Raw genomic sequence first — 8,199 nt, 5'->3', positions numbered from 1 at the left:
CGCGCCTCAAAGGGCTACTTCTTGTACCACTCCGCGTTGACTTCGATGAAGTTCTTCCACTTCTCGGGGACGTCGGAATCGGCATAGATCGCCTCGACCGGGCAGGCGGAGACGCAGGCGCCGCAATCGATGCAGACTTCCGGGTCGATGAACAGCTGCGTGTCCTCGTCATCGCCGTGAATGCAATCGACCGGACAGACGTCCACACACGACTTGTCCTTGGTGCCGATGCAGGGTTCGGTGATGACGTACGCCATGGGGCGAAGGGGTTGCGCGGCCGGGGGGACGGCTCCTACCGACAAAAGCAGCAGGCGCCGCGCCGGAAGCCCGGGCGGCGCCTGCCGCGGGAAGGGGTGTCGCGGTCAGTAGGTCGCCCGGCGGCCGCTGATCGCGCGCAGGATGAACAGCAGGATGACGGCCCCGACGAAGGCCACGACGATGCTCCAGATGTTGATCCCGGTCAGCCCGGTATGGCCGAACATGTTGAAGAGCCAACCGCCGATGAACCCACCGATGATGCCCACGACGATGTCGCCCAGGATGCCCCCCGGCCCTTCGCCGGGCACCACCCATTTCGCGAGCAACCCCGCGATCAGGCCGACGACCAACCAGCTCAAGATACTCATGATGACGCGGTAGCCTTTCTCCTCGAGTTTCGTGGCGCTTGGATCGGCGCCGGTGCTCCTTAGGATTCCCCGCACCCCGGCCCCGAAACGGGCACGAGGCGCCTGCCCGCTCCGTTGAGGTGAACATGAAACGCTTCCCACGCATCGCACACGTGGCCGTTCCGGCGTTGGCGCTCGCCGTCGCGCTGCCGGCCGCCGCCCCGGCGGCCGAGCCGCCGCCGGCGCCGACGCTCTCGGTGACGGGCGTCGGCGTCGTCGAACGCGCCCCCGACCGGGCGATCGTCACCTTCGGCATCATCACCAACGACGATCGCGCGGCCGCCGCGACCTCGGCCAACAACGCCGCCTACGCGGCGCTCGCGGCGAAGCTCGACGCGCTCGGCGTCCGCGGCCCCAGCCTGCGTACGCTCTCGTTCGGGATCACCTTCCAGCCGCGCCCGCCCGTGCCGAATCCGCAGTCCGGCGAGCGTTACGGCTTCGTGGTGACCCGCAACGTCTCGGCCACGACCGACGACGTCAACCAGGTCGGCGCGCTGATCGACGCCGGCGTCGCGGCCGGCGTCACGAACGTCGACGGTGTCGCCTTCACCGTCCGCGACGAACGGACGGTCGAACGCACCGCGCAAGCCGCCGCGGTCGCCGACGCGGCCGCCCAGGCCGAAGCGATCGCGGCGGCTGCCCACGTACGGCTGACGGGGATCGCCTCCATCGGCAGCCAGCCGGTCTTCTATCAACCGCAGCCGATCGCGTTCCGGATGGCGGACACGTATCAGGCCAACGTGCCGACCAACGTCCAGCCCGGCAGCCTCTCGATCCGCCAGACGGTCACGGTCGTCTACCGCATCGCCCCGTAGGCGCTCGAAACCGGGCCGCGACCGGCCGGGTAGGTACGGTGCGATGACCGCCACTTGTGAGGTCTGCCGGCAGAAACCGGCCAGCGTCCACGACTACGCCATGCGGGGTGGGCGCTGGGTCGAGGCCGAGGTCTGCGCGGACTGCGCCAAGCGGCGCCGCCGCACGCCGCTGGCGATCCTCGGGGCGGCCGCGGCCGCCGCCGCATTGGTCGGCGGCGCCGCCTTCGCGATCGACTCGGTCAACCGCCGCGGCAACGCGGGCGAGAAGGGCGAGCCGGCCGCGCCCAATCCGACCCTGCGCGACCTGGGCCGCGTCTTCACCGGTCCCTCGACGCTGGCCCAGTACTCGCGCGACCTAACCGAAGCGGCGCGGCGCAACGAGCTCGACCCGGTCATCGGACGCGACGACGAGGTCGAGCGCGTCGTCTCGATCCTCGCCCGGCGCAGCAAGAACAATCCGGTGCTGATCGGCGAGCCGGGCGTGGGTAAGACGGCGATCGTCGAAGGGCTCGCCCAGCGCATCGCGCGCAACGACGTACCGAGCGCGCTGCGCGAGAAGCGCGTGCTGGCGCTCTCGCTCGGTCCGCTGGTGGCCGGCACGAAATATCGCGGCGAGTTCGAAGGCCGCGTCAAGAAGATCATCGACGAGGTCAAGCGCGCGGGCCGCGAGGTGATCCTGTTCATCGACGAGCTGCACACGCTGGTCGGCGCCGGCGCCGCCGAAGGTTCGCTCGATCTGAGCTCGATGATCAAGCCGGAGCTGGCGCGCGGCGAGCTGCAGTGCATCGGCGCGACGACGTTCGACGAGTACCGCAAGTACGTCGAGTCCGACGCCGCGCTGGAACGGCGCTTCCAGCCGGTGCAGGTCGACGAGCCGACCATTGAACAGACGGTGACGATCCTGCGCGGCCTGCGGCCCAAGTACGCCGCGCACCACGGCGTGCGCATCGACGACGACGCGCTCGAAGCGGCGGCCGCCCTCTCCGCGCGCTACATCGCCGACCGCTATCTGCCCGACAAGGCGATCGACGTCGTCGACGAGGCCGCGGCCGGCGCGTCGATGCGCGGCGAGGCGCGCGTCGACGTCGAGCGGGTCGCGGCCGTCGTCTCGCGCTGGACCGGCATCCCGCAAGGGACGATCACCGACGCGCAGCGCGCCGGCCTGCTGGCGCTCGAAGGCGCGCTCGAAGCGCGCGTGGTCGGGCAAGGCCAAGCGGTGCGCGCGGTCGCCGAAGCGATTCGACGCGCGCGCGCCGGCCTCAAGGACCCGCGCAAACCGGTCGGCGGCTTCTTGTTCGTCGGGCCCAGCGGCGTCGGCAAGACCGAGCTGGCGCGCGCGCTGGCGCACGCGCTGTTCGGCACCGACGACGCGCTGGTGCGCCTCGATCTCTCCGAGTACACCGAAGCGCACACGATCTCGCGGCTGCTGGGCGCGCCGCCCGGCTATCAGGGCCACGAGGAGGCGGGCCAGCTGACCGAGCCGATCCGCCGCCGGCCCTATTCGGTGGTGCTGTTCGACGAGATCGAGAAAGCGCACCCCGACGTCGCCGCGATCCTGCTGCAGATCCTCGACGACGGCCGCGTCACCGACGCCAAGGGCCGCACGATCGACTTCCGCCACGCGATCGTCGTGCTCACGTCGAACCTGGATCGCGACGAGGTCGAGGGAACGTTGCGCCCCGAGCTGCTCGACCGCATCGACGAGCTGATCTTCTTCGCCGAGCTGGGCCGCCCGCAGATCGAGCGGATCGTCGAGCTGCAGATCGCGCAGTTGGCGGATCGGGTCGGCGCGCACGCGATGCGGCTCGACCTCTCCGAGCCGGCGCGGTGTTTCCTGGCCGACGAGAGCATGGCGCAGGGCAGCGGCGCGCGTTACGTCGCGCGGACGATCGCCCGCCACGTCACGACCCCGCTCTCCGAGGCCATCCTGCGCGGCCGCCTGGGCGGCGGCCAAACGGCCCGCGTCGACTACGACGGAACCGCCGTCACGGTGGAAGCCGCCTGATTGCAGGGTACAAGGAGACCATGAGACGCCCCGTCGCCGCGTTGCTGTTGGCCTTGGCGATGCCCGCCGTCGCCGGCGCGCAGGTGCCGATCGGCCCGCGCGTGCCGCAGCCGCAGCCGGGGACGAACTCGACCGCGACGCTGCTCTTCAACGCGATGATGTCGATCGCGCGCGCCGCCGCGACCAACCCGCAAGCGGCGTCGGCCGCCACGCTGAACTACTCCGTCGCCCTGCAGCGCTACGGCAGCGGCGATCTCAACGGCGCGCAAGCCTCGGCGATCCGCGCGATGATTCAAGCCAACACGCCGCAGACCACGGCGATCCCGACCATCGCCCCGCTGGTGCCGAACGAGCACCCGCGCGTCGACACCTATCCGGCCAACAGCATGGCGCAGATCGACGCCGACGCGATGGTCGCGCAAGCGCGCGGCGCCGTCGCCGCCTGCACCGCCAAACGCAGTCCCGATACGCGCCGCGCGAACGATCTGCTCGCCAACGCGCAAAAGGAAGACCTGGCCGGTCTGTGGCTCAACGCGAAGATGGACGCCAAGGCCGCCATCGACCTGTGCGCTACTTCAGCGCGTTCTTGATCTGCGCTTCGATCTCGCCCGCGTTCATCTCGCCCATACGGGCGTAGACGACGTTGCCCTTGCGGTCGATGAAGACGTGCACGGGCATCGCGATCGCGCCGTAGCTGTGGCCGACCGCGCCCGAGTCGTCGATGCCGACCAGGCCGTACGGATCGTGATACTTCTTCTCGAAGGCCGCGCCTTGGCCGTTCCCGTCGAGCTCGTCGATACCGACGAACTGCACGCCGCTCTTGGCGTACTTCGCGCGCAAGTCGGCGATCGATGGCGCCTCCTCGTTGCACGGCCCGCACCACGAGGCGAAGAAGTTGAGGTAGACGGGCTTGCCCTTCAGGGTGCTCAGATCGAGCTTCTTCCCCTGCGGCGTCGGCACGCTGAAGGCGGGCGCGGGCTGCCCACTCGGGGGCACCGCGAGCGCGGCGAGGGGAGCAAACGAGACGGCCGCGGCCAGCGCGGTACCGAGAAAACGACGGACGTGCACGTTCGTAACAACGCCGCGCCGGGCGAACGCGTTGCGCCGTCGGACCGAGCAGGCCCCTGGCCCGAGCCGGCTCGAATCGACGGGCGATGAAGGCCGGGCTTCGCCTGCTCAGACGACGGTCGGGAACTTGACGCCCGAGGCGTCTTCGCGCATCTGCGCGACCAGGTCGTCGACGGAGTCGAAGCGCCGCTGGCCGCGCACGAAGCGCAGGTCGCGCAAGGCCAGCTCCTCGCCGTAGAGCGAGCCGTTGAAGTCGAGCAGCCACGCCTCGACGGTGCGGCCCGTGCCCGCGAAGGTCGGGTTGGTGCCGATCGACACCAGCCCCGGGTAGTCGCGGCCGTCGTGCCGCCCGGTGATGCGATAGACGCCGTCGGGCGGCAACAACTTGTTGGCCGGCACGCCGACGTTGGCGGTCGGGAAGCCGAGATCGTGACCGCGCCCGGCGCCGAAGGCGACCGCGCCGCGCAGCGTGTACGACGCGCCCAGCAGCCGGTCCGCGGTCTCGAGGTCGGCGGCCTGGATCGCGGCCCGAATGCGCGTCGAGGAGACGCGCTCGCCGTCGAGCAGCGTGTTGGTTACGCCGATCGCGAGCCGCCCGTTCGCGGCCATGTGCGCGTGCGCGAACGGGACGTCACCGGCGCGTTTGTTGCCGAAGCGAAAGCCGGCACCGGTCACCATGGCGCGGGCGCCGATGCGCCCCACCAGCACGTCGTCCAGGAACTGCGCCGGCGTGAGCGAGGCGATCGAGGCGTCGAAGTCCAGCACGTACGCTTCGTCGACGCCGGCGCGCGCGAAGGCGTTGACACGCTCTTCGAGCGTCGCGATCATCGGCGGCTCCTGACCGGGCCGCAAGAAGGCCGAGGGGTGCTCGCGGAACGTCAGTACCGCGCTGCGTTCGCCCGCGCGCCGCTCGCGCAGCGCCTCGCGGACGATCGCGCGATGGCCGAGATGGAAGCCGTCGAAGAAGCCGACCGCGACGACGCGCGCGCGCTCGGGCGCGCGCTCGGGCAGCGTGTGATGGATCTTCACGCCGGCTGCTTCTCCGCCGGGCTCACACGAACACCTTGCGCGGCGCGAGCAGCGCACCGACCGTCTCGCCGACGCCGACCAGCGTGCGCGCGCCGTCGCGCACGAAGACGTGCGTCTCGGCCGGCAGCTGTTCGAGCGGCACGACGCGTCCGGCCCGAAAGTCCGCCGCCTGGCGCCCGTCCAGCACGACGGTGGGCAGCGGGATCACGCGTTCTGGCGAGACCAGGGCGGCGGCCGGATCGCTCTCGACCTCCTCGAGCAGCCGGCTCTCGGAGAGGACGAACGGTCCCGACGCCTCGCGCAGCAGCGCGCCCATGTGCCCAACCGTGCCGCACGCGGCGGCCAGGTCTTCGCACAAGGTGCGAATGTACGTCCCCTCGCTGCACGCGACGCGCAAGCGGACGACGTCGCCCTCGCGCCCCAGCAGCTGCAACGCGTAGAGCGTCACGTTGCGGGGCGGCCGCTCGACGCTCTGACCCGCTCGCGCGAGGTCGTAGAGCCGCTTACCGTCGCGTTTGAGCGCCGAGTACATCGGCGGAATCTGCGCGATCGTCCCGGTGAATCGCGGGAGCGCCGCGACCAGCCGCGCGTCGAGATCGGGCGGCACGTCGCGCTCGACCAGCGTCTCGCCGGTCGCGTCGCCGGTCGTCGTCGCCCGCCCGAGCACCAGCGCGCAGACGTACGCCTTGCGCCGGTCGCGAATGAGCGGCAGCAGCCGCGTCGCTTTGCCCAGCGCGATCGGCAGCACGCCGGAGGCCTGCGGATCGAGCGTGCCGAGGTGCCCGATGGCGAGCTTTTCCGCCGAGTCGCGGTACAGCCGCCGCAGCCGCGCGCCGAACTGCGTCGACGTCGGCCCCGCCGGCTTGAACAAGTTGACGAACCCGAGCACGTCGTGCGCTCAGCGCGCGCAGCGCGTCACAAACCCTGCGCTTTCAGCGCCGCGCGCACGCCGTCGATGGCGGCGGGCAAAGCGCCCTCGTAGGTGAGCCCCGACGCCATGAAGTGTCCGCCGCCGCCCAGCGTCACCGCCGCCGCCTGGACGTTGATCCGACCGCTCGACCGCAAGCTGACCCGCACCGCGCCGTCGTAGTCCTTGAACAGCGCGGCCGCCTCGACGCCCTCGACGGCGCGCAGGTGCTGCACGATCTCTTCCGTGTCCTCGCCGTCGGCGTGCGCCGCCGTCAGCATCGCCTGGTCGACGTACGTCCAGCAGTAGCGCCCGTCTTGCTCGAGCACGGCGCGCTCGAGCGCCATCCCGAGCAGCTTGGTCGCCGCGAAGCGCTTGTTGGCGAAGATCTCCTCGGTGATGAGCGGCTTGTCCGCCCCCAGCTCGATCATCTCCGCCGACATCCGCAGCACGTCGGCCGTCGTGTTGGTGTGCATGAACGCGCCGGTGTCGGTCATGATCGTGGTCAGGATGCAGGTCGCGATGTCCGGCGTGATCTCGACCTCGAGCGCGTGCAGCAGCCGCAGCACGCAGGTCCCGGTCGAAGCCTCGGTCGGGATGACGTAGTTGAGCGCGCCGAAGTGCGAGTTGCCCAGGTGATGGTCGATGTCGAGCATGTTCGCCCGCGCGATCGCCGGCAAGAACTCGCCGGCCCGCGTGAAGTCGCTCATGTCGCAGAAGACCCACAGCGTGTCGGCCGGCAAATCCGCCGGCACCTCGCGCGTCACGAACTGCGAATCCGGCAGAAAGCGCAGATTCCGCGGCACCGGATCCTGCTGAAAGTACCCGATCCGCTTGCCCAGCTGCTTGAGCGCCAGTCCGAGCGCGAGCCCCGCTCCAAGCGTGTCGCCGTCGGGCTTCACGTGGGAGACGAACACGAACGACGAACGCCGCCGCAGCTCCGCGACGACCTGTTCGGTGGTGTTCGAGATAGCCACCGTCCCGGCGGTACTACTCATCGATCACCTTCGCGGCGCGCTCGAGCGTCTTGTGCAGCGCGATCGCCTTCTCCGTCGTCCGGTCCTCGACGAACGTCAGCTCCGGCGTATACCGAAGGTCGATCGCGTTCCCCAGCTCCCCGCGCAAGAACCGCGACGCCGACGTGAGCGCATCCATCGTCTGCCGCGCGACGTGCCGATCGCCGATGATCGACACGAACACCTTGCAGTGCTTCATGTCCTGGGTGATCTCGCACCGCACGACCGTCACGAATCCCAGCCGCGGATCCTTGAGGTCCTCGCTGATGATCTTGGCGAGCGCCCGCTGAATCTCATGATCGATCCGCGCCTGCCGCTGCTGCTTCATGTCGCCTTGTTCCCTTGCCCCGCGCCACGCTCATACCAGCGAGGCCCCGCCAGCCGCTTGCGCCAGCGCGTAAAGCTCCACGCGCCTGCGCTGACGATCAGCACAACGACTCCCACCCAGAGGTGCAGCGCAGAGAACGCGTGCTCGTACGTCTGGTGAAAATACAGCGCCAACGCGCCCGCAACGATCGGCCAACCGGCGGCGCCCGCAATCCCAACATACAGACGCCGACGCTGCGCGGCGAGCTCGCGGCGCTCGCGCTCCGCGCCCTCACGCGTCCACGAAGGCAACAACAGCCGCTCGTACTCCGCCGGCAACTCGACGTTGTCGACGACGCCCGCACGTGCCATCACGTATGACCCCGAT

General features: G+C 70.2%; 11 protein-coding genes. 3 read left to right on the top strand and 8 right to left on the bottom strand.

The genetic code is table 11. The features are described 5' to 3' along the window. Nucleotides 1-14: 14 nt before the first annotated feature. A complete protein-coding gene (locus tag VMD91_03500; GenBank protein HTW83120.1) occupies nt 15-257 on the bottom strand; it encodes a 4Fe-4S binding protein in 243 nt (80 codons plus the stop codon). 105 nt (nt 258-362) lie between these two features. Next, nucleotides 363-626 (bottom strand): GlsB/YeaQ/YmgE family stress response membrane protein, encoded by a 264-nt coding sequence (locus VMD91_03495; GenBank protein ID HTW83119.1) that lies wholly within the window; start codon nt 624-626, stop codon nt 363-365. A gap of 125 nt (nt 627-751) precedes the next feature. Here VMD91_03495 and VMD91_03490 point away from each other — a divergent pair, with 125 nt between their 5' ends. From VMD91_03490 to VMD91_03480, 3 genes are read left to right on the top strand one after another with little or no spacing between them, the layout of a single operon-like run. Further along, complete coding sequence (locus tag VMD91_03490) at nt 752-1,480, top strand: SIMPL domain-containing protein (protein HTW83118.1); 729 nt, start codon at nt 752-754, stop codon at nt 1,478-1,480. Between the two features lie 43 nt (nt 1,481-1,523). Beyond that, nucleotides 1,524-3,485, top strand: a complete 1,962-nt coding sequence (locus VMD91_03485) for an ATP-dependent Clp protease ATP-binding subunit (GenBank protein ID HTW83117.1) — start codon at nt 1,524-1,526, stop codon at nt 3,483-3,485. Between the two features lie 20 nt (nt 3,486-3,505). Beyond that, nucleotides 3,506-4,075, top strand: a complete 570-nt coding sequence (locus VMD91_03480; GenBank protein ID HTW83116.1) for a hypothetical protein — start codon at nt 3,506-3,508, stop codon at nt 4,073-4,075. On the opposite strand, the gene VMD91_03475 is transcribed toward VMD91_03480, so the two are convergent. The 6 genes from VMD91_03475 to VMD91_03450 all read right to left on the bottom strand — a co-directional run bounded on the left by VMD91_03475 (nt 4,056) and on the right by VMD91_03450 (nt 8,186). After that, nucleotides 4,056-4,553 carry a TlpA disulfide reductase family protein gene (locus VMD91_03475; protein HTW83115.1) on the bottom strand — a complete coding sequence of 166 codons (498 nt, stop codon included), beginning with the start codon at nt 4,551-4,553 and terminating at the stop codon, nt 4,056-4,058. The genes VMD91_03480 and VMD91_03475 overlap by 20 nt on opposite strands. Before the next feature lie 108 nt (nt 4,554-4,661). Next, nucleotides 4,662-5,582 carry a riboflavin biosynthesis protein RibF gene (gene ribF / locus VMD91_03470; GenBank protein ID HTW83114.1) on the bottom strand — a complete coding sequence of 307 codons (921 nt, stop codon included), beginning with the start codon at nt 5,580-5,582 and terminating at the stop codon, nt 4,662-4,664. 22 nt (nt 5,583-5,604) lie between these two features. Continuing rightward, nucleotides 5,605-6,471, bottom strand: a complete 867-nt coding sequence (gene truB, locus VMD91_03465; GenBank protein ID HTW83113.1) for a tRNA pseudouridine(55) synthase TruB — start codon at nt 6,469-6,471, stop codon at nt 5,605-5,607. A 26-nt stretch (nt 6,472-6,497) separates the two neighbouring features. Then, complete coding sequence (locus VMD91_03460; protein ID HTW83112.1) at nt 6,498-7,487, bottom strand: DHH family phosphoesterase; 990 nt, start codon at nt 7,485-7,487, stop codon at nt 6,498-6,500. Continuing rightward, nucleotides 7,480-7,833 carry a 30S ribosome-binding factor RbfA gene (gene rbfA / locus VMD91_03455; GenBank protein HTW83111.1) on the bottom strand — a complete coding sequence of 118 codons (354 nt, stop codon included), beginning with the start codon at nt 7,831-7,833 and terminating at the stop codon, nt 7,480-7,482. The genes VMD91_03460 and rbfA overlap by 8 nt, the downstream gene beginning before the upstream one ends. After that, nucleotides 7,830-8,186, bottom strand: coding sequence for a hypothetical protein (locus VMD91_03450; protein HTW83110.1), 357 nt, complete (start codon nt 8,184-8,186; stop codon nt 7,830-7,832). The genes rbfA and VMD91_03450 overlap by 4 nt, the downstream gene beginning before the upstream one ends. Nucleotides 8,187-8,199: the final 13 nt, after the last annotated feature.

This window comes from Candidatus Sulfotelmatobacter sp. (genome assembly GCA_035504415.1).
Classification (GTDB): Bacteria; Vulcanimicrobiota; Vulcanimicrobiia; order Vulcanimicrobiales; family Vulcanimicrobiaceae; genus Vulcanimicrobium.
Note: the sequence above shows the minus strand (reverse complement) of the source record. Positions and strands in the feature narration are given on the sequence as shown.